The organism is Streptomyces sp. NBC_01335 (assembly GCF_035953295.1).
In the GTDB taxonomy this organism is placed as follows: Bacteria; Actinomycetota; Actinomycetes; order Streptomycetales; family Streptomycetaceae; genus Streptomyces.
On record NZ_CP108370.1, the window covers coordinates 3,270,233 to 3,296,262 of the forward strand.

22 protein-coding genes are annotated in these 26,030 nt (G+C 73.9%); 9 read left to right on the plus strand and 13 right to left on the minus strand.

Features of this window, described 5'->3' with window-relative positions; translation table 11 throughout:
* The first annotated feature begins 56 nt into the window (after nucleotides 1–56).
* Nucleotides 57–1,262, plus strand: coding sequence for a flavin-containing monooxygenase (locus tag OG599_RS14015; protein WP_327176303.1), 1,206 nt, complete (start codon nucleotides 57–59; stop codon nucleotides 1,260–1,262).
* On the opposite strand, the gene fxsT is transcribed toward OG599_RS14015, so the two are convergent.
* The 3 genes from fxsT to OG599_RS14030 all read right to left on the minus strand — a co-directional run bounded on the left by fxsT (nucleotide 1,189) and on the right by OG599_RS14030 (nucleotide 5,750).
* On the minus strand, nucleotides 1,189–3,894 hold the full coding sequence (fxsT, locus tag OG599_RS14020; RefSeq protein ID WP_327176304.1) for an FxSxx-COOH system tetratricopeptide repeat protein: 2,706 nt from the start codon (nucleotides 3,892–3,894) through the stop codon (nucleotides 1,189–1,191). The two genes, OG599_RS14015 and fxsT, sit on opposite strands and share 74 nt — an antisense overlap.
* Complete coding sequence (locus OG599_RS14025) at nucleotides 3,891–4,289, minus strand: hypothetical protein (protein ID WP_327176305.1); 399 nt, start codon at nucleotides 4,287–4,289, stop codon at nucleotides 3,891–3,893. The genes fxsT and OG599_RS14025 overlap by 4 nt, the downstream gene beginning before the upstream one ends.
* A gap of 81 nt (nucleotides 4,290–4,370) precedes the next feature.
* Nucleotides 4,371–5,750 carry an MFS transporter gene (locus OG599_RS14030; protein ID WP_327176306.1) on the minus strand — a complete coding sequence of 460 codons (1,380 nt, stop codon included), beginning with the start codon at nucleotides 5,748–5,750 and terminating at the stop codon, nucleotides 4,371–4,373.
* A gap of 205 nt (nucleotides 5,751–5,955) precedes the next feature.
* Here OG599_RS14030 and OG599_RS14035 point away from each other — a divergent pair, with 205 nt between their 5' ends.
* Nucleotides 5,956–6,342, plus strand: a complete 387-nt coding sequence (locus OG599_RS14035; protein ID WP_327176307.1) for a hypothetical protein — start codon at nucleotides 5,956–5,958, stop codon at nucleotides 6,340–6,342.
* A 24-nt stretch (nucleotides 6,343–6,366) separates the two neighbouring features.
* Here OG599_RS14035 and OG599_RS14040 read toward each other — a convergent pair whose 3' ends face one another.
* Entirely contained in the window at nucleotides 6,367–7,647 is a 1,281-nt protein-coding gene (locus OG599_RS14040; protein WP_327176308.1) for an MFS transporter, read from the minus strand.
* Nucleotides 7,648–7,754: 107 nt separating this feature from the next.
* Between OG599_RS14040 and OG599_RS14045 the strand changes: the two genes are divergently transcribed.
* On the plus strand, nucleotides 7,755–8,747 hold the full coding sequence (locus OG599_RS14045) for a GlxA family transcriptional regulator (protein WP_327176309.1): 993 nt from the start codon (nucleotides 7,755–7,757) through the stop codon (nucleotides 8,745–8,747).
* Nucleotides 8,748–8,794: 47 nt separating this feature from the next.
* On the opposite strand, the gene OG599_RS14050 is transcribed toward OG599_RS14045, so the two are convergent.
* From OG599_RS14050 to OG599_RS14060, 3 genes are all read right to left on the minus strand, one after another.
* Nucleotides 8,795–9,304: an ATP-binding protein gene (locus OG599_RS14050; RefSeq protein ID WP_327176310.1), complete on the minus strand. Its 510-nt coding sequence runs from the start codon at nucleotides 9,302–9,304 to the stop codon at nucleotides 8,795–8,797.
* A gap of 647 nt (nucleotides 9,305–9,951) precedes the next feature.
* Nucleotides 9,952–10,524, minus strand: coding sequence for an EF-hand domain-containing protein (locus OG599_RS14055; RefSeq protein ID WP_327176311.1), 573 nt, complete (start codon nucleotides 10,522–10,524; stop codon nucleotides 9,952–9,954).
* Between the two features lie 104 nt (nucleotides 10,525–10,628).
* Nucleotides 10,629–11,003, minus strand: coding sequence for an STAS domain-containing protein (locus tag OG599_RS14060; RefSeq protein ID WP_327176313.1), 375 nt, complete (start codon nucleotides 11,001–11,003; stop codon nucleotides 10,629–10,631).
* 352 nt (nucleotides 11,004–11,355) lie between these two features.
* Here OG599_RS14060 and OG599_RS14065 point away from each other — a divergent pair, with 352 nt between their 5' ends.
* Entirely contained in the window at nucleotides 11,356–11,976 is a 621-nt protein-coding gene (locus OG599_RS14065) for an RNA polymerase sigma factor (protein ID WP_327176314.1), read from the plus strand.
* On the plus strand, nucleotides 11,973–13,490 hold the full coding sequence (locus OG599_RS14070) for a maleylpyruvate isomerase N-terminal domain-containing protein (RefSeq protein ID WP_327176315.1): 1,518 nt from the start codon (nucleotides 11,973–11,975) through the stop codon (nucleotides 13,488–13,490). Before OG599_RS14065 ends, OG599_RS14070 begins: the two co-directional genes overlap by 4 nt.
* 51 nt (nucleotides 13,491–13,541) lie before the next feature.
* Here the strand turns inward: OG599_RS14070 and purU are convergent, their stop codons facing one another.
* Both purU and OG599_RS14080 read right to left on the minus strand, forming a co-directional pair.
* Nucleotides 13,542–14,441 (minus strand): formyltetrahydrofolate deformylase, encoded by a 900-nt coding sequence (gene purU / locus OG599_RS14075; RefSeq protein WP_327176316.1) that lies wholly within the window; start codon nucleotides 14,439–14,441, stop codon nucleotides 13,542–13,544.
* Nucleotides 14,442–14,469: 28 nt separating this feature from the next.
* Complete coding sequence (locus tag OG599_RS14080; protein WP_327180030.1) at nucleotides 14,470–14,916, minus strand: SCO4402 family protein; 447 nt, start codon at nucleotides 14,914–14,916, stop codon at nucleotides 14,470–14,472.
* 174 nt (nucleotides 14,917–15,090) lie between these two features.
* On the opposite strand from OG599_RS14080, the gene OG599_RS14085 reads away from it, so the two are divergent.
* Nucleotides 15,091–16,422, plus strand: a complete 1,332-nt coding sequence (locus tag OG599_RS14085; protein WP_327176317.1) for an ABC transporter substrate-binding protein — start codon at nucleotides 15,091–15,093, stop codon at nucleotides 16,420–16,422.
* 67 nt (nucleotides 16,423–16,489) lie between these two features.
* Here OG599_RS14085 and OG599_RS14090 read toward each other — a convergent pair whose 3' ends face one another.
* Together OG599_RS14090 and OG599_RS14095 are read right to left on the minus strand one after the other, a co-directional pair.
* Nucleotides 16,490–17,974: a hypothetical protein gene (locus OG599_RS14090; protein ID WP_327176318.1), complete on the minus strand. Its 1,485-nt coding sequence runs from the start codon at nucleotides 17,972–17,974 to the stop codon at nucleotides 16,490–16,492.
* A gap of 403 nt (nucleotides 17,975–18,377) precedes the next feature.
* Nucleotides 18,378–19,760, minus strand: coding sequence for a transcriptional regulator (locus OG599_RS14095; RefSeq protein WP_327176319.1), 1,383 nt, complete (start codon nucleotides 19,758–19,760; stop codon nucleotides 18,378–18,380).
* A gap of 373 nt (nucleotides 19,761–20,133) precedes the next feature.
* Here OG599_RS14095 and OG599_RS14100 point away from each other — a divergent pair, with 373 nt between their 5' ends.
* From OG599_RS14100 to OG599_RS14110, 3 genes are all read left to right on the plus strand, one after another.
* Nucleotides 20,134–20,820: a bifunctional DNA primase/polymerase gene (locus tag OG599_RS14100; RefSeq protein WP_327176320.1), complete on the plus strand. Its 687-nt coding sequence runs from the start codon at nucleotides 20,134–20,136 to the stop codon at nucleotides 20,818–20,820.
* A gap of 109 nt (nucleotides 20,821–20,929) precedes the next feature.
* Complete coding sequence (locus OG599_RS14105; protein WP_327176321.1) at nucleotides 20,930–21,742, plus strand: ABC transporter ATP-binding protein; 813 nt, start codon at nucleotides 20,930–20,932, stop codon at nucleotides 21,740–21,742.
* Nucleotides 21,739–23,391, plus strand: a complete 1,653-nt coding sequence (locus OG599_RS14110) for a transporter (RefSeq protein WP_327176322.1) — start codon at nucleotides 21,739–21,741, stop codon at nucleotides 23,389–23,391. Before OG599_RS14105 ends, OG599_RS14110 begins: the two co-directional genes overlap by 4 nt.
* Nucleotides 23,392–23,465: 74 nt before the next feature.
* Here OG599_RS14110 and OG599_RS14115 read toward each other — a convergent pair whose 3' ends face one another.
* Both OG599_RS14115 and OG599_RS14120 read right to left on the minus strand, forming a co-directional pair.
* A complete protein-coding gene (locus tag OG599_RS14115; RefSeq protein WP_327176323.1) occupies nucleotides 23,466–24,350 on the minus strand; it encodes an alpha/beta fold hydrolase in 885 nt (294 codons plus the stop codon).
* 872 nt (nucleotides 24,351–25,222) lie between these two features.
* A complete protein-coding gene (locus OG599_RS14120) occupies nucleotides 25,223–25,915 on the minus strand; it encodes a metal-dependent transcriptional regulator (RefSeq protein ID WP_327176325.1) in 693 nt (230 codons plus the stop codon).
* Between the last annotated feature and the right edge of the window lie 115 nt (nucleotides 25,916–26,030).

Below are 26,030 nucleotides of genomic sequence, written 5' to 3' on the forward strand. Positions count from 1 at the left end.
GGATTCCGGTCTCCGCCGAGACCCGTTTCGGGGCCACGCGATTAGGCTCGACGCTCATGTCCGACACCGCGCCCACTGACGGCAGTTCCGCTCGCCCCGCCGCGATCCCGGCCTCCATCGACCGTACGGAGGACCGTCCCGTCTACGTGATCGGAGGCGGGCCGGGCGGTCTGGCGGCGGCCGCGGCGCTGCGCACGCAGGGGGTGCGGGTCGTCGTGCTGGAGAAGGCGCCGCGGGTCGGCGCCTCCTGGCGGGGCCACTACGACCGGCTCCACCTCCACACCACCCGGCGCTGGTCGGCGTTGCCGGGGCTGGCGATGCCCCGGAAGTTCGGCCGGTGGGTGTCCCGGGACGACGTGGTGCGCTATCTGGAGAAGTACGCCGCGTTCCACGAGCTGGAAGTGATCACGGGCGTCGAGGTCTCCCGCGTCGACCGGGCGCCGGGCGGGGCCGGGTGGGTGCTCTCCGCGACCGGCGGGCGGGTGCTGACGGGGCGCGCGGTGGTCGTGGCGACGGGCTTCAACCACACGCCGTACATGCCCGATTGGCCCGGACGGGAGGCGTGGGCCGGGGAGCTGGTGCACGCGGCGGGGTACCGCAACCCGGCACCGTACGAGGGCCGGAGCGTGCTCGTCGCGGGGATCGGGAACACCGGCGCGGAGATCGCGGTGGACCTGGTGGAGGGCGGGGCCTCCACGGTGCGGATCGCGGTGCGTACGGTCCCGCACATCGTGCGGCGTTCGACGGCCGGGTGGCCCGCGCAGGCGACCGGCATCCTGGTGCGGCGGCTGCCGGTGTGGCTGGTGGACCGGGCGGGCGCGCTGATGGCGAGGGCCGCGGTGCCGGACCTCGCGGCGCAGGGGCTGCCGCGCCCCACCACGGGGCTGTACTCGCGGGTGAAGGACGGGGCGATCCCGGTGCAGGACGTGGGGCTGATCGACGCGGTGAGGGCGGGGCGGGTGCGGCCGGTGGCGGCCATCGCCTCGTTCGACGGCGCGGACGTGGTGCTGACGGACGGGACGCGGCTGACGCCGGACGCCGTGATCGCGGCCACCGGCTACCGCCGCGCCCTGGAGGGGCTGGTCGGGCACCTCGGCGTGCTGGACGGGCGGGGGCGGCCGGTGGTGCACGGTGCCAGGTCTCCGCGCGAGGCTCCGGGGCTGTACTTCACCGGGTTCTCCAACCCCATCAGCGGAATGTTCCGCGAGATGGCCCGGGACGCGGTGAAGATCGCGCACCGGATCGCCCGAGCGCCTCGCTGACCGTCGCGAAGGCGTGGGCCAGGTCCTCCCGCAGCTCCACGGTCTGCGGGTGGTCCAGACCGAGCGCCCGTACGCAGTCGGCGAGGGTCCGCTCCAGCAGGGCGATCCCTTCCGCCGGGCGGAAGACCAGGAGGAGGGCCATCGCCACCTCGGTCCGGGACGACAGCGTCTCCGGGTGGTCCGGGCCGAGGATGCGGGCACGGTCGGCGGCGATCCCCTCGTGCAAGCGCAGTGCCACCCCGGGTTTTCCCGACACCAGGAGGGTCTGCGCGACGCTGTGCCGGGCCACCAGCGTCTCGCGGTGCTCCTTGCCGAGAAGCAGCGTCATGTCGGCGAGAATCTTCTCGTAGATCGGGAGTGCCCGGGCGTGCTCCCCGGCCTGACCGAGGGCGCCCGCCAGGAAGTGGCGGGCGCGCACCACGTCGAGGTGGTTCTCGCCGTCCCGCCGGACGCGCTCGGCGAGGTTGTGCTCGTACAGGGCGACGGACTCGCCGTGTCGCTCCATCCGCTTGTAGGTGTGGGCCAGTTCGTGCCGGAACCAGAGGGTCGTCGCGTGGTCCCGTCCGAGGTGGCGCTCGGCGTCGGCGAGGTTACGGCGGCGCAGGGTCAGGGCCCGTGCCAGGTTGCCCACCCGCTCGTACGCCTTCGCGAGGTACTCCCGGCAGCGGAGCGTGTCGGGGTGCTGCTCCCCCAGGGAGCGCAGGTGGCCCTCCAGGTTCCGCCGGTGCAGCGGTACGGCCAGGACGGGGTTGCCGTTGCTCTCGTGGGCGCCGGCGAGGGCCTCGCGCGAAGCGAGGGTGTCGAGATGGTCCTCCCCCAGGATCCGGATCCGGTCGGCGAGGACTCCCTCGTGCATCGCCACCGCCTGCCGAGGGTTTCCCCGCTGCTTGTGCATGTCCGCGAGGCGGGAACGGACTTCCAGGGTGCGGGGGTGCTCCGCGCCACCGGTCCGGAGCGCGTCGGCGAGGGCGCGCTCGAAGAGCGCCACCGCTCCTTCGTGGTCTCCTCTCCGGTAGGCGGCCGACGCCAGGACGATCCGGAGGGCGAGGACGTCCGGGTGGTCCTCTCCCTGGAGTCTGCGTTTGTTCGCGAGCACCTCCTCGAAGAGTTCGGTCGCCCGCTCCGGCTCTCCCTGCTCCATGAGGATGCTCGCCAGGTTGCTGCGGATCGTCCAGACCTCCGGGTTGTCCTGGCCCGCGGACCCGGCTGCATCCGCGCCGAGCAGCGCCTGGGCCGCCCTGCGGAAGAGGTCACCGGCTTGGATCAGGGTGCCCGGTTCCAGCAGGAAGTTCGCCATCCAGGCCAGCAGGTGGGCCATCGCCTCCGTGTCGTCCTCGGGCGCGCTGTGCCCGGTCAGCGCTTCGGCCTGGGTGAGGAGCGCCCGTTCCAGGGGCCAGGTGCCCGGCCCCTCCTCGTCGGGAACGGCCCTGATCAGGCTCGCGGTCGCCCGCTCACGGGCGGCCGTGACGGCGTCGGCCGCGCGGTGCGGGTCGTCCGGGTCGGGCGTCCGGGCGAGGGCCTGCACGAGGCGGTGGACGGAGAGGGTGCCGTCCGCTCCGGCGGTGACCATGCTGTGGGCCACCAGCCGGCCGATCGCCTTGGCGAGTACGGGAGGCGGGGCGAGCTCGTCCAGCAGCACGCGGGGGATGCGGTCGGGGGCGTACCAGGCGAGGGTGCGCAGCACGTCTCCGGCGAGCGGGGTATCGGCGAGGCGGTCCAGGGTGACGCGCCAGACGCGGGCCACCGTGCGGTCCGCGTCGGTGGTCTCCGCACCGGTCGCGTACGTCTCGGCGGGCCAGGAGCGCAGCATGGCGAGGTAGGCGCGCGGGGTGGTGCCGTTCTCGTGGCAGTACGCGGCGGCCTGCTCGACCGCGAGCGCCAGGTGGCCGAGCTCCTCGCACACCTCGGCGGCCCCGTCGGTGTCGCGGGGCCCGGCCTGGGTGAGGACCCGGCGGAACAGCTCGACGGACTCGGCGGGGGCGAAGACGCCGAGCCGGACGGTGGTGGCGGTCAGGTGGTGCCAGCCGGTGGCGAGGCGGGTGGTGACCAGGACCCGGCCGCCCCCGCCGAGCCGGTCGAGCAACGGGCGTACGTCGTCCGGGTGGTTGACGTTGTCGAGGACGAGGAGCCAGTCGTCGTGGGCGGCGAGCCAGGCGAGGGCGCGTTCGCGTTGCAGCTCCTGCGGGAGTCCGGTCAGCCCCGGCTGGAGGGCGCGGGCGAGTCCGGCGAGCCCCGCCTCGAACCCGGCGGGGCTGTCGGCGCCGATCCACCAGCGGAGCCGGGCCGTGCGGCGCCGGGCGGCCCAGTGTGCGGCGAGGGCGGACTTGCCGACCCCGCCGAGGCCGCTGACCGCCCGCAGCACCACACCGCCGGGCGCTTCGAAAGCGGCGTCCAGCGCGTCGAGTTCGGCGGACCGGCCGACGAAGAGGGCTCCGTGCGGCAGGTTCGCGAGCCCGCCGTCCGCCGCGTCGTCGGGGATGGGGCCGTACGCCTCGACCGGTGGCAGGGTGGCGTTCTCGATGTGCAGGGCGACGGAGTTGAGGATGTCCCGCCCGGCCGCGTTGGATCCCGCGTGGGCGGAGACGGGCGGCGGCTGCGGGGTGTCCGGGCCGGGCGGCGGCCTGCGCTTCACGAGCCGTGCCGGGCGGTCGAGCCGTCGATGTCGCCGCCCGCCGCGTTCGAACCGCCGGTCGCGGTGATCCCCGGGGCGTCCGTACCCGGTGCGGAGCCGGCACCGGAGGCGGGGCCGGGCGCGGTGTCGTGCGCGGAGGCGGCCCGGATGCTGCCGCGTGCCGCGTTGGAGCCGCCGGCCGCCCGTACGGGCTCGGGGGCGGGTGCGGGCGCGGTGGGCGTACCGGCGCTGAGCTGCCGGAACGCCACCCCCAGTGCGACCACGCCCACCACCGAACCGACCACGCCCGCGATCTGGCTCGACCGCTCCAGGTGCGCCGCCGTCACCCAGACCAGCAGTCCCGCCGCCACCGCCGCACTGGCCCCGGCCAGCACCCACCAGGTCGTCCTGCTCACTCCGCGTCTCCCCGCCATGGGGGCATTCTCCCGCCGATCGCCTTGCCCCGCACAGGAGTTGGCGCGCGCGAGTCGAACCCCTCAGACCGCCGTCGCCACCGCCTTCCCGCCCCCGGGCAGGGGCGTGCGGCGGACGACGAGGGACATCAGGGCGGCCACCGCGCACAGCGCCCCGGCTGCGTACCAGACCACGTCGTACGAGCCGAAGGCGTCCCGGGCCACTCCGCCGAGGAAGGCGACCACGGCCGCCCCGATCTGGTGCGAGGCCAGCACCCAGCCGAAGACGATCGCGCTGTCGTCGCCGTACTGCTCCCGGCAGAGGGCGATCGTCGGCGGGACGGTGGCGACCCAGTCCAGGCCGTAGAAGACGATGAAGAAGACCATCGGCGGGTGCACCGAGGGCGCCATCAGCACGGGCAGGAAGAGGAGCGAGACCCCGCGCAGCGCGTAGTAGACGGCGAGCAGCCGACGGGCGTCGAAGCGGTCGGTGAGCCAGCCGGAGAAGACCGTGCCGACGATGTCGAAGACCCCGATGACGGCGAGCAGCGAGGCGGCGGCGGTCACCGGCATGTGGTGGTCGTGGGCGGAGGGCACGAAGTGGGTGCGGATCAGACCGTTGGTCGAGGCGCCGCAGATCGCGAACGCCCCGGCCAGCAGCCAGAACGACCCGGTGCGGGCCGCGTCGAAGAGCACCCGGAGGGTCCTGGCCGTGGCGCCCCGCGCGGGGGCGGGCTTCTCCGCGTACACCCCGCCGTAGGGGGCGAGGCCCACGTCGGCGGGGTGGTCGCGGAGCAGGAACCAGACGAGCGGGACGACGACGAGCGCGGCGAGGGCGACGGTCACCGAGGCGGGCCGCCAGCCGTGCTCCTTGACGATCCAGGCGCAGAGCGGCAGGAAGACCAGCTGGCCGGAGGCTCCGGCGGCGGTCAGGACGCCGGTGACCAGGCCGCGCCGGGCGACGAACCAGCGGTCGGTGACGGTCGCGGAGAAGGACATCGCCATGGAGCCCGTGCCGAGGCCGACCAGCAGGCCCCAGTAGAGCAGCAGTTGCCAGGAGGCCGTCATCCAGACGGAGCCCAGCGCTCCGGCCGCCACCACGGTCAGCGCGGCGGCCACCACCCGCCGGATGCCGAACCGGTCCATCAGCGCGGCGGCGAAGGGGGCGGTGACCCCGTACAGCGCGAGGTCGACGGAGACGGCGAGGCCGATCTCGCCGCGCGACCAGCCGAACTCCGTGTGCAGCGGGTCGATGAGGAGGCCCGGCAGCGAGGCGAAGGCCGCGCCGCCGATGATCGTCACGAAGGTGACGGCGGCGACGATCCAGGCCCGGTGGACACGGAGACCGGCCGGGAAGCGGGCCGGAGAGCGGGACGGGCGGGAGGACGTCGTACGGCCGGTGGCCGGGGCGGGGGTCCGGTCCTCGTCCTCGTCCCGGGCGGCGCTTTCGGTTGTCTGGGTCACGTGTCAGAGCATCCGGCGCGGGAGGGGGTACGGGCGAGTGGCCTGGAGGCCACCTGTCGAAGGGATCGGGCCACGGGCCGACGGGCCCGCGCGCGGTGCGTACGATCGGCTGCCGGAGCCCGAACACCCGAACTTCCTTGCAAGACACGTCGTGTCGGGCAGCAGAACGCGCCCACCGCCGCCCCGAGAACGAGAACGGATCATCATGTACTGGGAAACCCGGCAGGAGTTCGACCGCCGCGCCTCGGCGCGATCCGCCTGGGGCATGGGGCTCACGGCGGTCGCGGCCGTCCTGCTGGTGTGGCTGGGCCGGCTGCTTCTGGTGCCCTTCGGCGTCACCTCCGACGGAGGGCGCGAGATCGACTGCGGCGCCCCCGTCTCGGAGACGTACTCCCCGGACAGCCCGAGCGTCTGTGCGGGCGAACGCCAGTGGCCGGAGCTCGTCGGCGTCCTCGGGCTCTCGGTTCCCTTCGCGGTGACCGGCGCCGCGCTCTGGGTCTCCGGCAGCAGCCGCAGGCGCACCGCCGAACACGTGCTGCGGGTGCTGGAACTCCAGGAGTCCGGGGAGAGGTCCGGCCGCGAGCGGTCATGAGCGGCAGCCGTACGGAGGGGCCCCTCACCGCGCGCGTTCCAGTCGGCTGATGGGGCGGGCGCCGAGCAGTGCGGTCACGACGAGGAGGTTGACCACCGCGCCCGCGAGGAGCAGCCGGGAGGTGCCGACCGCCTCGGCGACCGGTCCTGCCAGGGCGCGGCCCGCCGCGACCATCAGGAGCGACCCCGCCACGTCGTAGGCGTGCAGGCGGTTCAGGGCCTCGGGCGGTACGTGCGTCTGGACCGTGGTGGACCACATCACCAGCCAGAACGCGGAGGCCGCGCCGGCCAGCAGCTGGCCCGCGCCGAGCACCGCCACCGGCAGGTCCAGGCCCAGCAGCACCAGGTTCACCGCGACCGCCGGGAGCGCCAGCGCGCCGGCCGCCAGCGGGCGTCGGGGGCGCAGCCGCAGGGCGAGCAGACCGCCGACCACGCTGCCCGCACCGCTGACCGCCATCATCGCGCCGTACGTCCCCGAGCCGTGGCCCTCGGTGATCCGGACGGCGGTGAGCGGGAGGCTCGGGCCGAGCACGGCGAAGCCGTACACCGTCCAGATCACGATCACCCCCCAGAGCCAGGACCGGGCCCGGAACTCCCGCCAGCCGTCGACGAGTTCGGCGACGAGTCCGCCGCGTGGCGCGTCGTCGTGCGGGGCGGGGGCGAGGCGCATCAGGAAGAGGCAGACGCCGGAGACTGCAAAGGTGGCCGCGTTCGCCACGTACACCGCACCCGCGCTCGCCAGTCCGACCAGGATCCCCGCGAAGGCGGGACCGGCCATCGTCATCAGGGCCTCGGAGACCCGGAGCACCGCGTTGGCCCGCTGCACGTCGGTGGAGATCCGGGGCACGGTCGAGGCGACGCCCGGCTGGAACAGCGCGGCGCCGACGCCCGCGACCGCGCTGAGCGCGCAGACCGCCCAGAGCGGCGGGTTGCCGGTGGTGAAGAGGACCGCCAGCACCGAGGCGCCGGCCAGCCGGAGCGCGTCGGCGACGACCATCATCCGGCGCGGGGTGAACCGGTCGGCGAGCACTCCGCCGAAGAGGACGAAGACGGCCAGCGGGGCCATCCACGCGGAGAGCGCGTACCCCACGGAGGAGGTGGGGCGGCCCGCGCCGAGCAGTCCGGCGGTGAGCGCCACGGGGATCATGCCGTCCCCGAAGAGGGCGACGGTGCGGGCGACGAAGAAGTACCGGAAGTTGCGGTTCCAGAGCGGGGCGGCGGAGCCGAGTCCGTCCCCGAATCCGGCCGGCGCCACGGTCGGCTCCGGCCGGCCGGCCGGGGGGTGCGGGGCGTGTGCCGTCCCCATGTCTCCGTATGCGGGAATGCGCGTGGCGTCCCGTTGTTTGTCGCTCACACCGCAGAGGTGTACCAGGCGAAGGTATATACCACTAGCGAATAACCGAGGAGGTCGTCGTGCCGCACCGTGTGGTCGTGCTCGCCCTGGACGGATTGCTCCCCTTCGAACTGGGCATCCCGCAGCGGATCTTCGGGATCGCCCGGAGCCTCGGCCCCGAGGATCCGGGCGAGCTGCTGTACGAGGTGGTGACCTGTTCCGTCCGTCCGCCCGGCCCGGTGCAGACGGACGCCGACTTCGCCGTGATGGTCCAGAACGGCCCGGAGGCCCTCGCCACCGCCGACACGGTCGTGGTCCCCGCCTCGTACGAGCTGGGCCCGGTCCACGCCGAGGGGCGGCTGACCGGCGAACTCGCCGCCGCGCTGGCCCACATCAGACCCGGCACCCGGCTGGTCGCCATCTGCACCGGCGGGTACGTCCTCGCCGCCGCCGGGTATCTGGACGGCCGCCCCGCCACCACCCACTGGGCGTCCGCCGACCACTTCCAGCGGCTCTTCCCGAAGATCCGGGTCGATCCGGACGTGCTCTTCGTGGACGACGGGAACGTGCTCACCTCGGCCGGGGTGGCCGCCGGGATCGACCTCTGCCTCCACCTGGTGCGCCGCGACCACGGGACCGCCGTCGCCAACGACGTGGCCCGCCGCACGGTCGTCCCCCCGCACCGGGACGGCGGTCAGCGCCAGTTCATCCAACGCCCGGTGCCCGAACCCCGGTTCGCCAGCACCACCGCCGCCCGGGCGTGGGCGCTCGGCCGGCTGGACCGGCCGATCCAGCTGCGGGACATGGCGGAACGGGAGTCGATGAGCGTACGCACCTTCACCCGGCGCTTCCGCGAGGAGGTCGGCATCAGCCCCGGCCAGTGGATCACCCAGCAGCGGGTGGAGCACGCCCGCCGGCTCCTGGAGTCCTCGGCCCTCACCGTCGACCAGGTCGCCCGGCAGTCCGGCTTCGGCACCGCGACCTCACTCCGCCAGCACTTCCAGGCGGCGTTGGGCGTCCCCCCGACCGTCTACCGCAGAACCTTCCGCGCGACCGCCGACACCCGGGGGTGACCGGCTCCGGGGCGGGGCTCACGCCTGGACACGCCCCCGCGCGGACGTCAGGTCAGATCGGGGTAGAGGTCGGTGAAGGCGAGCAGCGGGTCGTACGAGTCGAGCGGGGGCGGGGGCGGGGCCTCGGTGCGCTCCTGGGCCGCCGCGCGGCCGTTCCGGTCGACCTCGCACCAGATCTGCTTCCCGGTGCCCTCGGGCATCCAGCCCCACCGGTCGGCGAGCCCGTCGACCAGCTCCAGGCCACGCCCGTTGGTGTCGTCGCCCTCCGCGTGCCGCTGCTTCGGCGGGCGGGCGCTGGCGTCCGCCACCTCCACGCGCACGGTGCCCCCCGCCCCCGGCGCACCGGTCGGGCCGAAGAGCATCCGCAGTACGGCCGGACAGCCCGTGTGCACGACCGCGTTGGTGACCAGTTCCGAGATCAGGAGGATGAGCGTCTCGGCGAGCGGCTCGTCATTCCTTATCCCCGACCCTTCCAGGCGCGACCGCGCCCATCTGCGGGCACGTCCCACCTCTGCGGGATCCGCCCCGACCTCCAGCTGAACCTGAAGCACCTGCACCGCTCACACCATCCGAACCGGCGGACACATCGCCTCGCGCCTCCTCAGGATCACGGAACGTGATTCCTGTGCGCGACAGCATGGTTGACGTACAGTCACCGCAACAAGCGCTTCGGGCATATTCACGCGCGAATGCGTACGCGTGGTGCATACTGTGCGACGCTCGCGGCAGGAGGCCGCCGAGACGGTCCTCCGCACCCCTGCCATCGCCGTCCGGCCCGGCCCGGTGCAGCTCCCCGAGGTACCAGTAAGGCCCCGCACCCGGTCTTCGACCGCCGCGCGGGCTGCTTCCGGAGTCTCCGGTTCCACTGGCTCTCGCATCCCACGGAGCGTACCCGAGCACGCCGACGACTCCTGCCGGTGACGAAATGATCACGAGGCGTGCCCGATTCGGCGCGGACGGCGGCGCGGGTACGTCACCGCACGTCACCGCATGCGGCGACCGGGCTCACCCCTGGCGGAACGGTTCGCTCCGCCGCCGGCGGGCAGCCGGGCCGGACATCTGCGCGAAGAGGGAGACAGGACGCCTGAGCGAATGCACGCCCACCCGCACGCCCGGCGCACTACGGAGCGCGTGGCCGGAGTGCGGGGGGCTCACCCGGAGGGGCTCAGGCGGCCGCCCGGAAGCCCGGCCCGCGCGCGGGCTTTCAGGCGTCCGGCTCGATCACCGTGACGTACGCGGCGAGGGCCGCCACGGCGTCGTCCTCGGCGATGCGCCCGTCCTGGTCGGTGTCCAGGCTCCGGGCGGCGAGCCGCGCGATGTCCACGTCCGCACCGAGCACCCGCAGGGCGCGCTCCACCGCGTCGACCGGAGCCGTACCGGCGGCGGACGTCCCCCGGGGCGAGGAGGCGGAGGAGGCGGAGGGGCCCTCGGCGCCGTCGGCGGCGGCGACGGCGATGGCCGCGCGCAGGAAGGGTCGGGCGATCTCCGCGAACCGCTCGGGGCTGTCCCGCAGCCGCTTCACCGCCCCGCCGACGAACTCCTCGCGGCTGACCCGCTGGTCCCCGTCCACATCGGCGATCCCGGCCATGCCCTGCCAGAAGGCCTCCGCCCCGCTGTAGAGGGCCTGCCCCCGGTCGCATCGGGCCGTCGTGCCGAACTCGGCGAGCAGTCGGGCCGCGGCGGCGTTGAAGTCGGTCCGGTCGATGTAGCCGCTGCCGTCCTGGTCGAAGGCGGCGAAGCGGTGCGCGATCTTGCGCTCGTATTCTGCGCTGTCCATGGCGCGAGCGTACGACGCCCGAGGTCGTCACGTGTCAACGTGGCGCGACGGCCGTGTGACGACGCGATATGACAACCTCACCGCATCGGAGGCCTCTTGGGCTCTCAGGCGGGCAGCGGCTGAGCGGACTCGTCCACGGCGGCGTCCGCGTCGGGGTAGACCTCGAAGAGGCGCCGCACGCCGAGCGCGGCGAGCACCCGGTTGACGTGGGAGCCGTCCGCGGCGCCCCGGGCAGGCAGGATCAGCCGGAGCCGGCCGCCGCAGGACTTCATCAGGCGGCGGGAGGCGATCAGCACACCGACGCCGCTGGAGTCGCAGAAGAGGACCTCCGTCAGGTCGAGGACGACCTGGTGCCGGCCGGCCGCGACGGCGCCGTGCACGGACTGACGGACGACGGGTGATGTCACCAGGTCGAGTTCGCCGTCTATCCGGAGCACGGTCCAATCGCCCTGCTCGGCCTCGTCCACCTTCAGCGCCACGCGACTGGACCTCTCGTTCCGGGGGCTCCCGACGAGACCGGTGCCGTACCGGTGTCGATGCGGAGGATTCCGTTCCTCCTCGCGGCTGCCCATTCGCCCCTCCATGAAACACCGCCCCACTCTCCCGTGCGCACGCGGGTTTGCGGGGAGGCCGACCGGCAAGAAGCCACCCCGTCACCGCCCTCCGCCCGCTCTCCCGTCACCCGGGCCCCTTTACCATTCAGCGGCCCTCCGGCGAGGTAGTTGGCGCAAAGGTTCGTGTTCGGACCGGGCCGCGGACTACATTCAAGGTGCACGAGGGGCACGGGGGCACGTTTCGGGACCGACCGCAGGGCGCAGGGCTGGGGGTTTCATGACGTACGGCGCACCTCCCCGCTGGGACCGCAGGATGCAGCAACGGCTGGCCCGCGGCGAGGCGGCGGCCCTCGGCGAGCTCTACGACCGGTTCGCCGCCCTCGTCCACAGCCAGGCCCACCGGATGCTCGACGACGATGCCGCCGCCGACATCGTGACCCGCGAGGTCTTCACCCACGTCTGGGAGAACCCGGACGCCTACGATCCCCGGCTCGGCTCCATGCGCTCCTGGGTGGCCCGGCTGGCCCACCGGCGTTCCGTGGCGCGGCTGCGTTCGGAGGAGGCCGAGGCGTACGAGGACGAGGACCGCCCCGGACCCGGCGCCGGGAGCGACCCGGGCTACGCGCCTCCACACGCCTCCGAGCTGGACGAACGTCTGCGCAAGGCGACCGCGGCGGCCCGCGCCGACTACATCGCGGCCACCATGCCCGAGCCGTTGCGGGCCGCGCTGGAACTCGCGTACATGAAGCGCCGCGACTACCGGCAGACCGCCGCCGACCTCGGGGTGACCGAGATCGAGGCCCGCCGCCGGCTGCGGCTCGGGCTCCAGCTGCTGTCGAGCGCCAACCTCGCCCCGGTGGACGGTTTCTCGCCGCCCGGCTACGGACGTGCGCTGTGAGCGGCTACGACGACGGGAACGACGGAAGCGGCGCCACCGGGGACGAGGTCCGGCGCGCACGGCGCATACCGGGACCGCGCAGCGCCCCGGACGACCTGGCCCTCGGCTCCGTACCGCGCCCGGTGCTCCCCTCCGACCTGGAGGATCTCGCGGACCTGACGGACGTGGCGGACCTGACGGACCTGCCCGGGGCGAAGGACACGGAGGACGGCCCGGCGGCGGCCGAATACAAGACCGAGGCGGAGGCCGAAGACAAGGCCGTGGCCGAGGCGGGGACAGTGGCGCACGAGGAGTTCGAGGCCGGCCCGGAAGCGGAACCGGAAGCCGAAGCGGTGCCGCGGCCCCGTCGGCGGGCGGAGGAGCCGCCCCCGTTCGTGCTGCCGACCGTACCCGTGCCGGTGATCCCGATGCCGGAGGCCGCGCACTCCGTGCTCCGGTCCCTCCTCGGCGCGTGGGCGCTGGCCGCCTGCTCGGCCGAGGAGAGCGCGACCGTCGAGGAGCACCTCGCCACGTGTCAGCCCTGCCGCGACGAGGGGACGCGCCTGCGGGACGCGGTGGGGCTGCTGCACACCGACCGTTCGCTGGACCTCGACCCGAAGCTCCGCTCCCGGGTCATCGAGGGCTGCCTCGAACGGCGTCCGGCCGGAATCCCGCTGCCGGAGTGGGCGGCGCCGTACGACGCGGAGACCGCCCGGCTCGACGCCCTGCTCCGGGACATCGGCGACGCCGAGTGGCACGCGCCGGTGCGGCTGCGGTGGTTCGAGGACGAGAAGCCCGCCACCCGGAAGACGACGGTGGCCGGGGTGATCTCCCATCTGCTGGCCGTCGACGGCATCGTGGCCGACGCGCTCGACCTGCACGATCCGTCGGGCCCGCGGGACCTGCCGCGTACGCCGACCGCGCGCACGGAGGCCGTCTGGGCGGAGTCGTCCCGCCCCGCGACCCGGTCCGTCCGCATCCCGTGGCGCGACCTGAACCACACCCTGCTGCGGACGGTCTCGTTCGCCGAGCACGCGGTGGCGGACGACTCCGTCTCGTACGGCAGCTTCTCGCTGTCGGTCCGGGACTCGCTCCTGGAGCGGGCCTTCGAGTGCTGGGTGCACGGCTGGGACATCGCGCGGGCGGTCCACTATCCGTACGACCCGCCGGCCGCCGGGCACCTGAACCGGATGGTCGACCTCGCGGCCCGGCTGCTGCCCGGTGCGCTCGCGGTACGGCGCCGGGCGGGGCTGGCCTCCCCGGCGAAGGAGCTGGTCGCGGCGGGTTCGCCGGGGCGCTCGCTCCACCTCGAAGTGGAGGGCCGGGGCGGCGGGGACTGGTACATCCCGCTGGACTCGCCCGCCGCCGTCGGTTCGGCCGACCGCGCGGTGGCCCAGATCGCCCTCGACGGCGTGGAGTTCTGCGAGCTCGTCGCGGGCCATGTGCCGCCGGTGGAAGCGGCGGTGGGGCAGGTCGGCGACCGCCAGGCCATCAACGACGTGCTGTTCGCGGCGGCCTCGCTCAGCCGGCTGTGACACCGACGGTGACCGCGGCGCCCCGGCCGGCCGGGCGAGGAGGGGCGACCGTCAGGCGAAGATCACCGTGCGGCGGCCGTTGAGCAGGATGCGCCGCTCCGCGTGCCACTTCACCGCGCGCGCCAGCGCCTGGCACTCCACGTCCCGGCCGATCGCGACGAGTTGGTCCGGGGTGACGCCGTGGCCGACCCGCTCGACCTCCTGCTCGATGATCGGGCCCTCGTCGAGGTCGGCCGTCACGTAGTGCGCGGTCGCGCCGATCAGCTTCACGCCGCGGGCGTGCGCCTGGTGGTAGGGGCGGGCGCCCTTGAAGCTCGGCAGGAAGGAGTGGTGGATGTTGATGATCCGGCCGCTGAGTTCCTTGCAGAGGTCGTCGGAGAGGACCTGCATGTAGCGGGCGAGGACGACGAGTTCGACGTTCTCCGCGCGGACCAGCTCCAGCAGCTCCGCCTCCGCCTCCGCCTTGGTGTCCCGGGTGACGGGGATGTGCCGGAAGGGGACGTTGTACGAGCCGACCAGCTCGGCGAAGTCCTCGTGGTTGGAGACGACGGCCGCGATCTCCACCGGCAGTGCGCCGATCCGGGACCGGAACAGCAGGTCGTTCAGGCAGTGCCCGAACTTGCTGACCATCAGCACCACCCGCATCCGCTCCGACGCGCGGTGGATCTGCCACTCCATGTGGAAGGAGTCGCCGATCGCGGCGAAGCTGGCCCGCAGCTTCTCCAGCGACACCGGGGAGGACGCCGAGAAGTGGACCCGCATGAAGAACAGACCCGTGTCGTGGTCGCCGAACTGCTGGCTGTCCTCGATGTTGCAGCCGGTCATGAAGAGATAGCTCGACACGGCGTGCACGATGCCCTGTTTGTCGGGGCAGGACAGGATGAGGACGTACTGCTCGGAGTCGGCGTCCGGGGCGTCCGGGGCGGGGGAAGCGGGCTGCGGCGCGGTCATCCCCGTAGCCTGCCACACCCTCCCGGTCTCAGGCCGATCTGGTCATGATGCGGAGGACGTCCAGCGAACGCGGCGGGACGTCCGGGTCGTCGCCATCGTTGGTGGCGAGCAGCACATGGGCCTCGCGGGTGGTCTGGACGGCCTCCGGCCAGCCCGCGTGCTCCAGGTAGGCGGAGACGGGGGCGTCCGCGCCGACCTGGTGCATGATGCGCAGCACCCGCAGCACGGCGGCGTCCACGGCGGCGGCCTCGGCCGGGTCGCGGAAGATCGTCCCTATGTACTTCTCGGCGGACCAGTTGTCGAGCCAGGTGTCCTCGACCAGGCGGTACACGGCGTCGGTGACGTCGCCGTACCCTTCCTGGCCGGCCAGCCAGCACTCCTGGTGGAAGACGGGGTCGGAGAGCATGTGCAGCGCCGAGCGCACGTTGCTGCGCCAGCGCCACCACGGCATGTCATTGAGCGGCATGCCGTCCATGGTGGTGGAGCGGCGGCCTCGACGGGAAGAGTTCTCCGAACCTGGGTGCACGGTTGTCGATCGTACGTTCCCTCTCGTCGGGTTTGTACGGGCCCCCGGAGTTCACCGTCCCGCCACGCGCCGTTGCCTTTCGCACACAGCTCCGTTACCCGGGGCCCGGCAGGCTCCGTCTCCATGACCGGACGGCGACGCGCCCCTCTTCTCGGCTCCTTCGGCCCTCTCGGCCGCTTCGGCCCCTTCGGCTCTTCCGGGGCCGCGGGCACGCGCCGGCTCCTCGTCGGGGCCACGGCGGCCGGAGCCCTGCTGCTGTCCGGCTGCGGGGCGCTCCCCGGGGCGGCCGCGGACTCCGGGAGCACGGTCACGGTGATGACCTGGGCGCCGGGCGCCTCCGACGACGCGGACTCGGTGACGATGGCCGGGGTGACGGCGATCGCCTCCACCTACGCGAAGTGGGTCAACGCGCGGGGCGGTCTCGGCGGCCACGAGCTGAAGGTGCTCACCTGCGACGAGGAGGACTCCCTCGCGGGCGCCGAGACGTGCGCGCGGGAGGCGGTCGACCGGGACGTGGCGGCGGTGGTGGGCTCGTACAGCCGGCACGGCCAGACCTTCATGGCACCGCTGGAGGCCGCGGGCATCCCGTACATCGGCGGGTACGGCGCGTCCGACGGGGAGTTCCAGAGCTTCGTGTCGTACCCCGTCAACGGCGGTCAGGCGGCGCTCCTGGCGGGCAACGGCAGGCAGCTCGCCGGCTCCTGCGACACGGTGTCCCTGGTCCGTCCCGACTCCATCGTCGGGGACAGCATGGCGGCGCTGCTCGACGCCGGGCTGGCCCTCGGCCACCGGCACGCGGCCGCCGACGTGGTCGCCCCCGAGTCGGCGACCTCGTACGACTCCGAGGCCGCGAAGGCGCTCCACGCGGCGGACGACGGCTGTGTCACCGCCGTCCTCGGCGACCGCACCGGCACCTTCTTCGACTCCTTCCGCCGGCTTCCCTCCAACGACGGCGGCGTGAGGATCTCCTCGGTGCTCGGCAGCGTCAGCCAGCCGCTCATCGACAGCACCGGCGGCCGCAACAGCCCCTTCGAGGGGGCGTACGTCACCGGGTGGTACCCGGTTTCCTCGGACGCCCGCTGGAAGGAGATGCGCGAGGCGGTCCGGAAGTACGCCTTCGAGGACGACAGCATCGACCCGGCGGACTCGGCCGTGCAGACCACCTGGGTCGCGTACACCGTGCTGACGGCCGCCGTCGAGGCGCTCGGTGACGGCGAGGTGCGTGCGTCGGCGGTCACCTCGGTGCTCAACCACGGGCTGAAGGTGGACACCGGCGGCCTCACCCCCGAGCTGCGGTGGCGTTACCAGGACATGCTCGGCTCGGCCGCGTACCCCCGGATCGTCAACGGCACGGTCACCTTCCAGGTGGTCCGCGGGGGGCGACTGGTGTCGCAGAAGACGGGGTTCACGGACGTCACGGAGACCCTGTCCGACGCGAAGGCCGTCCGGGGCTGAGCGGCGCCGAAGCCCCGGGCTCCGCACGCGTGAGGTGCGGGGGCCGGGGCTTCGTGGCGCTTCGGGCTCAGAGCTCCGTGTAGGCGCGGCTGGTGAGGCCGTACTTCTCGGCGATGGAGTTCCACAGGCCGGACGCCTGCTTCTTGGCGGTGGTCGCCTCGCCGCTCTTCACGCCGGCCCTGCTCGTCTCATTGGTGTTGGCCGCCTTGCCGCCCTTGCAGGCCTTCTTGCCCTTCGCCTGGTGCGCCCAGTTCGCGTAGTGCTCGTCGGCCGAGGCCGAGGCCTCCCAGGCACGGGTCAGGGAGGAGGCGAGCGCGGCGTGGTCCGGCAGCTGGTCGATCGCCACGCTCTTCAGCCGGGTCACCAGATCACGGCGCTGCTGGGCGGCGCCCTTGAGGTCGGAGGCCGCCTGGTCCAGGTCCTTGCAGCTCTTGATCTTCTCGACGGCCCCGATCACCGTCTCCCGGCTGTTGTTGCTGTCGGCGAGCAGCTTGTCCAGCTCCACCGCCTGCGGCTTCGCCGGGTCCTCGGCGGCGGGCGCCGAGGAGTCGGCGGCCGGCGAACTCGCCGAGGCCACCGGCTGCTTGTCGTCCTTCGACTCGCCGCCGCCGCTCAGCAGCGCACCGGCGCCGAGGCCGACGACCGCGCAGCCGATCACCACGGCCGCGATGAGCGGGATGTGCGCGGACCTGCGGCGCGGCGCGGGCTCGGGCTCGTACGCCTGCTGGGGGCTCTCGTACCCCTGGGGGCCCTGGTAGCCGGGTGCGTACCCCTGCTGCTGTGCCTGGGGCGGGAGTTGGCCGCCGGGGTAGCCCTGGGGCGGTCCGGCGGGCTGCCCCTGGGGGTGGCCGCCGTACTGCTGGTGGGCGGGCTGCTGGTGGTGCGCGGGGTCGACCCGGGGCATCTGCGTGGTGGCGCCGGCCGGTTCGTCGTTGCGGAAGAGGTTGTCGAACTCCGCGGGGGGACGCCGGTCCTCCGGTGCCCCCGGGCGTATGCCGTACGGGGCGCCCGGGGGCGTCGGCGGGATGTACTGGGTCGCGTCGCCGTCCTGCCCGGCCGGGACCGGTGCGATGAACTGCGTGGCGTCGGAGTCCCCGCCCGGCGCACCACCCGGTACGGCCTCCGGCGGCAGCGGCTGCGCGAACGGCTGCGGCTGGGCCGGGGGCATCGGCCCGCCCTGCTGCGGCGGCTGATACGGGTTCGGCTGCCCGCCCTGGTAGCCGCCGGGCGCCGGGAGGTACTGCGTCTGCTGACCCTGCTGGTACGGGTCGGGGGCGCCGTACCCGCCCTGCTGCGGGTAACCGCCCTGCTGCGCGTAGGGGGACGGCTGCTGCTGCCCCTGCGCCGGGGCGCCCGGGTGCTGCTGCTGTGGCGCCTGGGACCACGCCTGGCCGTCCCACGGGGAGCCACCCGCCGGGGCGGACTCCTGCGGGCGGCCGTTCGCCGCCGCGGGGTTCCAGGGGGCACCACCGTCCGCGGGCAGCACGACACCTTCGTGGGCGGGCCGTACAGCAGGAAGCTGCTGATCGTCACCCTGTCCGCTCTGCGTCACCGGGACTCCTACGTGTCAACCTACGGAATCGTCGGCTCACGCTATCGGGTGGTTGCCCGGGTTCGCCAAGCGCGTCCGCTGCCCGCACCGTCCCTTCACGACCCGGACGGCCGCGCGACGCCTCCACGGGCGCGCGGCGGCGAGCGGCGAACGGGCCTCCACGCACCGGAGGAACCCGCAGCTCAGCAGCGTCCCGGCGGCCGGGCCCGGGTCCGCCCGGCCCGCGCGGGACGGCACCCCGCGCACCCGGGCCGGGCCCCGCACCGAGACATCCGCCACGTCGTCCGGGCGCCGGAGCACGCGCACGTACCGGAGTGCGGTCGGCGCACACCTTCCCGTACGGCGCGTGCGGCGGCAGCCGGTCCGGGCCCCGCGCACGCCCGCGCGTCCGGCCCGCCGCCCGTCAGGCGGCCTGGAGGTCCAGGCGCGCGCTGAACTCGCGGACCGACGACTCCTCCCCGTACGGCAGCAGCCGCTGCTGGAGGTCGTCGAGGTACTCCGCGCCCCGGCTGGAACGCACCGTCTCCAGCAGCTCCACCGCCCGCAGGCCCGTGTAGCAGGCCTGTTCGACCTCGCGCTGCTGGACCTGCGCGGAGGCGAGCAGCACCAGGGCGATGCCGCGCCGGCGGGCCCTGGTCCCGGGAAGCGCGGCGAGCGCCTCCTTCGCCCGGCGGGCGGCGGCGGTGCCCTGGCCCAGATCGCGGTGGCAGTGGGCGAGTTCGTCGGCGAGGTACCCCTCGTCGAAGTGCGCGATCCAGGACGGGTCGTCGCCGGAGGACGCGTCGGCCCGCTCCAGCGCCTCCACCGCCCGGCCGGCCACCTCCTCGCAGGTGCCCGCGTCGCCCAGGGCCGCGTGCCCGCGCGCCTCGGCGGCGAGGAACATCGCCTCCGCGCGTGGCGTCACCTGTCCGCGCGCGCCCTCCTGCGCCGCGCGGGCGAGCTGCGCGATCTCCCGGGGGTTGCCGAACTGGGCGGCGAGGTGGCTCATCGACGCGGCCAGCACATAGCCGCCGTAGGCACGGTCGCCCGCCGCCTGGGCGAGGCGCAGCGCCTGGATGTAGTAGCGCTGGGCCAGGCCGGGTTGGCCGGTGTCGATCGCCATGTAGCCGCCGAGTTCGGTGAGTCGGGCCACCGCGCCGAACAACTCCCGGCCGACCGACTCCCGGTACGCCCCCGAGAGCAGCCCGGAGACCACGCTGTTGAGGTAGTGGACCAGCACCGGGCGGACGTGCCCGCTGCCGAACCGGTGGTCGAGGTCGACCAGCGCGGCGGTCATCGCACGGACCGCTTCCACGTCCGAACGCCCCACCCGGGCCCCGGCGTTCCGCGCGACCTGGGAGTCGGTGGCGGTGATCAGCCAGTCCCGGCTGGGCTCGACCAGGGCGGAGGAGGCGACGGTGGAGCCGGAGAGCAGGTCCCGGCGGCCCACGTCACTGCGCCACAGCTCGCAGACCTGCTCGATGGCCCCGAGCACCGTCGGGGCGAACTGCAGGCCGACGCCGGAGGCGAGGTTCTTGCCGTTGGCCATGCCGATCTCGTCGATGGTGACCGTGCGGCCGAGCTTGCGGCCGATGGCCTCGGCGATGATCCCCGGCGCCCGGCCCCGGGGCTGCTGCCCGCGCAGCCAACGGGCCACGGAGGTCTTGTCGTACCGGAGATCGAGTCCCCGTTCCGCGCCGACCATGTTGACCCGGCGGGCCAGGCCGGCGTTGGAACACGCGGCCTCCTGGATGAGGGTCTGGAGCCGTTCGTTCGGCTGTCGGGCTACGAGTGGTCTGGCTGCCATGGACTCCCCCTGGAGAACGCGGTGACAGGTGAACAGGTGGTGGCATCGGACGGGCAGTGGCATCACTGCCCGTCGCCGACTCAAGCAATGCGCTCATTCCTCTGTATTCGGTACGACCGGCATGAGTGCTGCTGTTTTCGGCCACTTCACGCAAAAGACCCGTGCGTCCCGTCCCACGGCCCCCGGAACAGCCCGAGGACCGAGCCGACGCACGGCCCCCGGCCGTGTCAGGCACAGCCTCGCCTTCCCTACCCACCCGTAGGCGCCCGGCCCCGCACGCGCCCCCGCCCATGCATCCGTGCGCCCCGTATGCGGTGCCGATGCACCGGCACGGCGGTCCGGCGCACCGTAACCACCGGTGGCGCGGGGAGTTGTGCTGGACGTGGAAAAGCCGATCACAGTCACGGGCAACGCCCCGGTCCCCCCGCAGCGCCGCGAGCAACTGCTCGACGCCGCCGTCCGGTACACGGAGGAACGCCACTGGGACGTGTTCCCGGGCAGTTGGCTGGAGGCGGTGGACGGACACGAACGGTGCTGCTGCGGCGACGCCCGCTGCGCCCTCCCCGGCGCGCACGCCCTGCGTCCCGACTGGGCGGGGCAGGCTACCGGCAGCGGGGCGGCGGCCCGCCGGATGTGGTCCAAGCACCCGGGCTCCTCCATCCTGCTGCCGACCGGCCGCAGCTTCGACGTGATCGACGTGCCGGAGTCGGCGGGCTTCCTGGCGCTCGCGCGGATGGAGCGGATGGAGCTGACGCTCGGCCCTGCCACCTGCACCCCCGACCGCCGCATGCTCTTCTTCGTCTCCCCCGGCGCCGCCGCCAAGGTCCCCGACCTCGTCCTGCACCTCGGCTGGAACGCCGCGTCGATCGACCTCGTCGCCCGGGGCGAGGGCCACTACGTCGCCGCCCCGCCGACCCGCGTCGGCGGCCGGGGCGCGGTCCAGTGGGCCCGCCGCCCCACCACCGCCAACCGCTGGCTGCCCGAAGCGGAGGAGCTGGTCAGCCCGTTGGCGTACGCCTGTGCCCGCGAGGCGGCGGACGCGCGGTCACGCACCTCATAGGGCGTGTCTGACAATTCCCGTCGGGCGGGTGGTGTCCGCCGGGTGACGCCTGGCACGCGTGTTCGCCCTACGCTGACCCCCAGGAGCGGGGACAGCGAGAGGTCGTGTCATGCCTGACCGGACAGAGACGGACAGCACCAGGGAGGCCGCGCAGGCGCCACCCGCCGTGCGGGTGCAGGGGCTGTGGAAGCGGTTCGGGGAGCAGGTGGCCGTCTCCGGGATCGATCTGGACCTGCCGGCGGGCCGGTTCATCGGTCTGGTCGGGCCGAACGGCGCGGGCAAGACGACCACGCTCTCCATGGTGACGGGGCTGCTGAGGCCCGACATGGGGAAGGTCGAGATCGGCGGCCACGACGTGTGGGCCGACCCGGTCGCGGTGAAGGCGCGGATCGGGGTGCTGCCCGAGGGGCTGCGGCTCTTCGAGCGGCTCTCCGGGCGTGAACTCCTCGCCTACAACGGCCGTTTGCGCGGCATTCCCGGCGCCGAGACCGACAAGCGGGCCGCCCAGTTGCTGGACGTGCTGGATCTGGCCGGGGCGCAGCACAAGCTGGTCGTCGACTACTCGACCGGGATGCGGAAGAAGATCGGGCTGGCGGCGGCGCTGCTGCACAATCCCGAAGTGCTCTTCCTGGACGAGCCGTTCGAGGGCGTCGACCCGGTCTCCGCGCAGGCCATCCGGGGTGTGCTGGAGCGCTACACCCGTTCCGGGGCCACCGTCGTCTTCTCCAGCCATGTGATGGAGCTGGTCGAGTCGCTCTGCGACTGGGTGGCGGTGATGGCGGGGGGCCGGATCAAGGCGCAGGGCCCGCTCGCCGAGGTGCGGGGCGCGGCGCCCTCGCTCCAGCAGGCGTTCCTGGACCTGGTGGGCGCGCGTGCGGCGGACGGCGCGGACAACCTCGACTGGCTGGGCGGCGGGCGATGAGCGTCCTCGACGGCCGGCCGGGCCCGGTCGCTCCGGCCCCGGACGCCGGGACCGACGGGCTCGTCCCGCTCTTCGTACGGCTCAAGCTGGCGCTGCTCCGCAACGGGCTGCGGCAGTCGGCCGGGCGGCGGGCGGCGTTCGTGGTGACCCTGGTCGTGGTGGTGCTGATCGCGGCGGGGCAGTTGCTGGGGCTGGTGCTGCTGCGCGGTGAGGGGCGCGACGCGGCGACCGTGGTGGTGCTGGCCACCGGGGTGCTGGCGCTGGGGTGGGCGGTGCTCCCGCTGTTCTTCCCGAGCGGGGACGAGACGCTGGACCCGAGCCGGCTGGTGATGCTGCCGCTCCGGCCGCGTCCGCTGGTACGGGCCCTGCTGGCGGCCTCGCTCGTGGGTGTCGGGCCGCTGTTCGCGCTCTGCCTGCTGGTGGGTTCGGTGCTCGCGGTGGCGCACGGGTCGGGCGCGGTGGTCGTCGGGGTGGTCGCCGTACCGTTGGCGCTGCTGATCTGCGTGGCGCTGGCGCGGTCCGTCGCCACGGCCAACATCCGGCTGCTGACCTCGCGCAAGGGCCGTGACCTCGCGGTGCTGAGCGGGCTGGTGATCGCGGTGGGCATCCAGTTCGTCAACTTCGGCGCCCAGAGCCTCGGCCGGGCGGGCGGGCTCTCCTCCCTGGAGCCGGTGGCCGGCGTGGTGCGGTGGCTGCCCGCCGCCTCGGCGATCGGCGCGGTGGACTCCGCGTCGGGCGGCTCGTACGGCGAGGCGGTGGCGCAACTCCTCGTCTCGGTGGTGTCGTTGGCCGGGCTGCTGTGGTGGTGGCAGCGCGGTCTGGTGACGCTGATGACGGCCCCGGACGGCTCGACGATCGCCGCCGCCGGGCCGCCGCGCGAGAAGGCCCGGGGCGGCCGGGGCCCGAGGCTGGGCCGGCTGCTGCCCGAGGGCCGGACCCGTACGGTGATGGGCCGGAGCCTGCGGTACGTGCTGCGGGACCCGAAGACGAAGGGCGCCTGGATCACCTCGCTGACGGTCGGGCTGATCGTGCCCGTGTTCAACGCACTCCAGGGCGCCGGCTCGGCCTACTTCGCCTGCTTCGCGACGGGGCTGCTCGGGATGCAGATGTACAACCAGTTCGGCCAGGACACCTCCGCCTTCTGGATGGTGGCGCAGACCATCGCCTCGCCCCGGGACGCGTACGAGGAGCTGCGGGCCCGTGCCCTGGCCCTGGCCGTCGTCACCGTGCCGTACACCCTGGCCGTGGGCGCGCTGACCGCCGCGCTGCTCGGCTCCTGGGGGTCGCTCACCGGGGTGTTCGGGGTGTCGTTCGCGCTGCTCGGCGGGATGCTCGGGCTGGGCGCGCTGGCGTCGGCGCTCTTCCCGTACTCGATCCCGCAGGAGGGCGGGTTCAAGAACGTGGCGCCGGGGCAGGGCGGACTGGCCTGGATGTCGGGCGTCGGCGGCATGGTGGGCTCGGTGCTGGTGGCCTCGCCGGTGGTCGTCCTGACGGTGGTGCTGACCGTGACGGACCACCGCTCGCTCTGGCTCGTGGTGCCGGTGGGCGCGGCGTACGGCCTGCTCGCCGCCTGGGCGGGGCTGCGGCTCGGGGCGGCGCGCACGGCGGCCCGGCTGCCGGAGATCCTCGCGGCGGTCAGCAAGGGGTGAGCCCCGCGCCGGGCCGGGCGGTCGGCGAGGGGTGGGAGCGTCCACGGGGGCCCGGCGGGCCCCCGTGGAGCCCGTCAGGACACCACCGGCTCCGGGGACGCGTCGGCCAGTGCCGCCAGGAAGGGTTCGACCGCGACGCGCCAGGCGTCCGGCCGGTCGTAGTGGACGAGGTGGCCGGCGTCGGGCACCTCGGCGTACTGCCCGAGCGGCAGCACCCGGACCATCTCCTGGGCCTCGGCGCGGCCCAGTTGGGCATCCGTCCCGCGCAGCACCAGGGTCGGGCAGCGGACCTGCGCCAGCTCCTCCCAGTGCGCGTCCAGGACCCAGGTCGCCCGGGACGCCAGCATCTGGCGGCGGGAGAAGACGGGCCGCCAGCCGTCCTCGCCCTCGGCCATCACCTCGGCGAAGAACTCGCCGCGTGCGGGGTTGGGGCGCTCCACCCACGGATCGTCCTCGCCGAACCACTTGCGGACGGCGGCGAGGGTCGCGAAGGGGACCGGCCAGGAGTCGAGCCAGTCGCTCCACTCGCGCTGGGTGGCGGCGCCCGGCGCGGAGGCCCGCATGTCGCAGATGACCAGCGCCCGGACGAGGTCGGGGCGTTTGGCGGCGAACTGCCAGGCGGTGAGGGCGCCCATGGCGTGCCCGACGAGGGTCACCGGGCCGAGGCCGAGCTGTTCGACCGCGCTCTCGACGTCGTCCACGTACGCGTCCCGGGTGTACGGGCCGTCCGCGGGCTTCTCGCTGCGGCCGTGGCCGCGCTGGTCGAGCCCGACCACGCGGTACCGCTCCGAGAGCCATTGGGCCTGGGCGGCCCAGTGGGTGGCCCGGCCCATCAGTCCGTGCAGCAGTAAGACCCCCGGCGCACTCGCTTCCTCCGCGCGCCCCTTGGGCGGATCGGTGAACTCCCAGGCCGCGAGCCGGACGCCGTCCGAGCCCGTCACATCGATGCGCCGCACCATATGTCCTGGCATCCCCTTCTGGTTCTCGATCACGGGTGGCCTCGCCGCTCACACTATCGAACCTTTATTCGAAAATGGCGCGTCCGGCGGTCAACACCGCTCGTTCGGGTGACTACGTTCCATGATTGGCCGCCGCCGACCTGGGGAGATGTTCAGCGGGGAGCGGGCCGCTCGGGGATGACGGTCCGCGGGAACGACCCTGGGAGCTCGGGGCTCCGGGTCGACACCGGGGAGGACGGGTCCCGGCGCCTCCGGGCGCCGGGCTCTCCGGCCTCCCGGCCACCGCCTCCGCCGCGCTCGCGACCGCGGCGGGGGCGCGTGCGCCGTCGCACGCCCCCGGGGCGGCGCCGGCGCGCTCCACGACCCGACGCCGACGGCCGGAGAACACCTCCGGGACACGGTCCGCCGGGCGGGCCGGGCCGCCCCGGGCGGTGCCCGGTGGAGGCGTACGTGGGCGCACGGGGGGCGCGTACCGCTGCACATGCTGGTACGACGGGCGCATTCCCTGCTCCTCCCCTGCCGCACGGCCCACCCGGCCGGCGACCTCAGGTCATATGCCTGGCTCAAGCCTGGCACGCGAGCCGCCCGGCCGCTGCAATTCCGTACGGAAAAGAGAAAGCGGGCGTCACGGTTCGATGACCGTGACGCCCGCTTCTCCGGTGCCGTGCGGCGGGACGCGGAGCGTGGTGGGGGGTTCCGTCCCTGCTCGGAGCGTGCGCGGCGCGCGTACGCCACCCCCGGGCGCCCGACGGCGTCCCGACGGCGGCTTCCCAGCACCCGGGGCGCGGGGCCGCCGCTCGTGCCCCCTCGTGCTCCGGGCCGTGCGCACCCCCGCTCCGGCGGGTGCTCCCGCGCCCGCCCGCTCGGGTCGCTCAGCGCTTGGCGACGAAGACGTGCGAGGCGACCTCGCTGTCCAGCTCCGCCGCCTCACCGCCCGAGCCGACCAGCACGCCGCCCGCCGCCGCCGTCACGCTGACGACGGCGCCCGGCTGGACCCCGGCGCGCCGGAGCGTGTACATCAGCTGGGCGTCGGTCTGGATGGGCTCGCCGATCCGGCGCACCACGACGGTCTTGCCGTCGCTGCCCGGGTCCAGCTCGGCCAGGCTGACCATGCCCTGCCCCAGGAACGGATCGGCCTCGGCGTGCTCGCCCAGCTCCTCCAGGCCCGGGATCGGGTTGCCGTACGGGGACTCCGTGGGGTGGCGCAGCAGCTCCAGCACCCGCCGCTCCACGGCCTCGCTCATCACGTGCTCCCAGCGGCAGGCCTCGGCGTGCACCTGCTCCCACTCCAGGCCGATCACGTCGACGAGCAGGCACTCGGCGAGCCGGTGCTTGCGCATGACGCGGGTGGCCAGGCGCCGGCCCTCCTCGGTCAGCTCCAGGTGGCGGTCCCCGGCGACCTGGACCAGTCCGTCGCGCTCCATCCGGGCCACCGTCTGGCTGACGGTCGGACCGGACTGGTCCAGCCGCTCAGCGATACGGGCGCGCATCGGGACCACGCCTTCCTCTTCCAGTTCGAGGATGGTGCGGAGATACATCTCCGTGGTGTCGATCAGTCCGGACATTCGTGCCCCTCATAACTGTGACAGTGAAACGTCATGCTGCCGTGTTGCCGCCGTGCTGTGCCCCTCGTCCAATTCTGACGCATCGCGCTGTCAACCGTGCCGTGCCCGTCGACAG

Bases quoted from the DNA above. Each gene is read 5' to 3' on its own strand.
- OG599_RS14015 (WP_327176303.1), top strand. From the start codon at position 57: ATGTCCGACACCGCGCCCACTGACGGCAGTTCCGCTCGCCCCGCCGCG.
- OG599_RS14035 (WP_327176307.1), top strand. From the start codon at position 5,956: ATGTACTGGGAAACCCGGCAGGAGTTCGACCGCCGCGCCTCGGCGCGA.
- OG599_RS14040 (WP_327176308.1), bottom strand. From the start codon at position 7,647: ATGGGGACGGCACACGCCCCGCACCCCCCGGCCGGCCGGCCGGAGCCG.
- OG599_RS14055 (WP_327176311.1), bottom strand. From the start codon at position 10,524: ATGGACAGCGCAGAATACGAGCGCAAGATCGCGCACCGCTTCGCCGCC.
- OG599_RS14065 (WP_327176314.1), top strand. From the start codon at position 11,356: ATGACGTACGGCGCACCTCCCCGCTGGGACCGCAGGATGCAGCAACGG.
- purU (WP_327176316.1), bottom strand. From the start codon at position 14,441: ATGACCGCGCCGCAGCCCGCTTCCCCCGCCCCGGACGCCCCGGACGCC.
- OG599_RS14080 (WP_327180030.1), bottom strand. From the start codon at position 14,916: ATGGACGGCATGCCGCTCAATGACATGCCGTGGTGGCGCTGGCGCAGC.
- OG599_RS14085 (WP_327176317.1), top strand. From the start codon at position 15,091: ATGACCGGACGGCGACGCGCCCCTCTTCTCGGCTCCTTCGGCCCTCTC.
- OG599_RS14095 (WP_327176319.1), bottom strand. From the start codon at position 19,760: ATGGCAGCCAGACCACTCGTAGCCCGACAGCCGAACGAACGGCTCCAG.
- OG599_RS14105 (WP_327176321.1), top strand. From the start codon at position 20,930: ATGCCTGACCGGACAGAGACGGACAGCACCAGGGAGGCCGCGCAGGCG.
- OG599_RS14110 (WP_327176322.1), top strand. From the start codon at position 21,739: ATGAGCGTCCTCGACGGCCGGCCGGGCCCGGTCGCTCCGGCCCCGGAC.
- OG599_RS14115 (WP_327176323.1), bottom strand. From the start codon at position 24,350: ATGGTGCGGCGCATCGATGTGACGGGCTCGGACGGCGTCCGGCTCGCG.
- OG599_RS14120 (WP_327176325.1), bottom strand. From the start codon at position 25,915: ATGTCCGGACTGATCGACACCACGGAGATGTATCTCCGCACCATCCTC.